Source organism: Nocardia carnea, assembly GCF_029868855.1.
In the GTDB taxonomy this organism is placed as follows: Bacteria; Actinomycetota; Actinomycetes; order Mycobacteriales; family Mycobacteriaceae; genus Nocardia; species Nocardia carnea_A.
On record NZ_JARWOV010000033.1, the window covers coordinates 1 to 2,435 of the forward strand.

A 2,435-nucleotide genomic window follows, 5' to 3' on the forward strand; every position below is an offset into this window, starting at 1 on the left:
CCGCCTGGGCCGCCGCGCAGAACGAGGCGCTCGCCGGACTGCGCAGATCGGGCCTGGTGGACGGCTACGACGACGTCGACACCGATCTGGCCGCGGCCATGCACGTGCTGGCGCAGCCTGACCGTGATCTGGTAGCCCGGATCCACACCGGCGAGTTCGGCGAGCTCGGCGATCGTATCCGCGCGCCGGATCACCCGAAGCCCGCCTCGGCGTCTTGTCCGGGGCTTGCCTCTGTGTCCTATGCGAGGCTCGCCTCGGCGGCGAAACGCTCCTGCACTCCATTATGCGCAAGATACTCGCGCAGTGCCTGCCGGCCGCGATGGATACGGCTGCGGACGGTGCCCAGCTTCACTCCGAGCGTCGCGCCGATCTCCTCGTAGGACAGTCCTTCGATATCGCAGAGCACGACCGCGGCCCGGAACTCCGGGGCCAAGGAATCCAGCGCGGACTGCAGATCGGGATCGAGCCGGGCGTCGTGGAACACCTGCTCCGGGCCGGGACCCTCGGCGGGTACCCGGTCGTAGTCCTCGGGCAGCGCCTCCATCCGGATCCGGCTGCGGCGGCGGACCATGTCCAAGAAGAGGTTGGTGGTGATGCGGTGCAACCAACCTTCGAACGTGCCGGGCTGGTAGCTGGACAGGGAACGGAACACCCGGATGAACGTTTCCTGGGTGAGGTCCTCGGCGTCCTGCGCGTCACCGGAGAGGCGATAGGCCAGCCGGTACACCCGGTCGGCATGTTCGCGGACCAGTTCGTCCCAGGTGGGCATCACTGTCCGGTCACCGGTGGCGTCGAAGGCGGCGGTGCCGGTGAGGGGGAGTTCTTCGAGTTCTCCGGCTGCCGCGGATACGGCGTCCGGGTCCTCGGCGCTGTTGTCGATAGTGGACATATCGGGCACCTCCATCAGGGCGTCCGGCGAAGCGGGGTGGTCTGTCACCAGGTCTCGGTGTGCGGCTACCTCACGGTCGGTCCCGGGAAACGGGGCCGGGCCGAATTCGTCCCGGCCGGGCAGGGTGTACCCGGCGTCTACTACCGGCAGTCCGGCCGGGGACGCTTCGGGCAACGTGGCGGACTCGCGTGCCGCATCGACCATGTGGATGGTGACGACCTCCTCTATCGGGACCGAGGCGTAGGCTCGAAGGAGTGGCCCGGCTCACGGGCCACTTTCACCGGTTACAACAGTCGGGTCCTGCTCGGTTGTTCCCGGCCGTCGCGTTCGGTCGGCTGGTCTTGCGTGGGGCCTACTCTTCCCTTCTCCCGTGTGGGCCGGGTGTGGGTAGCCTGAGGGACACCTGAGAATGTTGCGACCAGCTTCGCCGCGTTTGGCATAGCCTCGAGTGCGTGGCATCGAACCTGGAGCGAAATCTCGCCTACGTCGAAGAATCCGTCGTGGAGGACGAGGTACTCATCAGCGCCCGCGAGCGGGCCACCGAACTCGGTGCGGCCCCGGTGCCGCCGTCGGTCGGCGCACTCCTCAGCATGTACGCGCAGTTGCTGGACGCGCGGGCGGTGGTCGAGGTCGGGACCGGTGCCGGGGTCAGCGGGCTATGGCTGCTCGACGGTATGCGCGAGGACGGCACCCTGACCACCATCGACCCCGAACCGGAACATCAGCGGGCCGCCAAGGAATCGTTCCGTGCGGCGGAAATCCCGCTCGCGCGTACCCGCCTGATCAACGGCCGCGCGCTGGATGTGCTGCCACGCCTCGCCGACGGCGCCTACGACCTGGTGTTCGTGGACGGCGCGCCCATCGAGCATCCGCAGTACATCGCGGAGGCGGTCCGGTTGTTGCGTCCCGGGGGTGCGGTGCTGCTGCACAATGCGCTACTCGGCGGGCGGGTCCCGGATGCGGCACATCGGGACGCAGCCACGCAGGCGGTACGGTCGGCGACCCGGTTCGTCGCCGAGGACCCTGGGTTGACCAGCGTGCTCATTCCGCTGGGCGACGGGTTGCTCTGCGCATCCAAAGGATAGGCCCGCCGATGTGTGCGAGTTCGCCCGTCATTTCTGATTCGGTGCCGTAACGCAGTGCCGCTCGGCCGACGGCCGGTAATCGGTCGGCTCGAAGCACTGCGCTCGGGCGTCCCGGTCGCCGGCGCCGTGCAGGTTTCACGTCACCTGCGGGTGGTGTACTCGCGGGGTGGGGCGTTGTATCCGCCATGGCGGGGTCGCGGTGGGCAGTATGTCGCCGGCTCGAAGCACGGCGGCGGCGAACCGTGCTGCGGGTCGGTCCGAGACTTTCGATATCTCCCGCGGTCGGGGCAGAGATACACCGAAGTCGCCGCGCGGACGGTGGCCGGCCTGACCCATTGCCCGGCGCGGCCGCCGGAACCGGCACTCGGCGGCGGTCCGGGACGCAGGCTCTGCGGTGTGCCGCGCCATCGACGCCGACGTTTGGGGTGATTGACGGCGTCTCGTGGCGACCGGCTGTGTGC

2 protein-coding genes and 1 pseudogene are annotated in these 2,435 nt (G+C 68.9%); 2 read left to right on the forward strand and 1 reads right to left on the reverse strand.

The annotated features are described in order from the left end of the window. Positions 1-56 precede the first annotated feature (56 nt). Positions 57-101: pseudogene (locus QH195_RS35035) on the forward strand (hypothetical protein); the annotation flags it as partial. Between the two features lie 137 nt (positions 102-238). Here QH195_RS35035 and sigE read toward each other — a convergent pair. Then, positions 239-904 (reverse strand): RNA polymerase sigma factor SigE, encoded by a 666-nt coding sequence (sigE, locus tag QH195_RS02720; protein WP_432278337.1) that lies wholly within the window; start codon positions 902-904, stop codon positions 239-241. Positions 905-1,341: 437 nt separating this feature from the next. Here sigE and QH195_RS02725 point away from each other — a divergent pair, with 437 nt between their 5' ends. After that, positions 1,342-1,974: an O-methyltransferase gene (locus QH195_RS02725; RefSeq protein ID WP_280423431.1), complete on the forward strand. Its 633-nt coding sequence runs from the start codon at positions 1,342-1,344 to the stop codon at positions 1,972-1,974. The last annotated feature ends 461 nt before the right edge of the window (positions 1,975-2,435 follow it).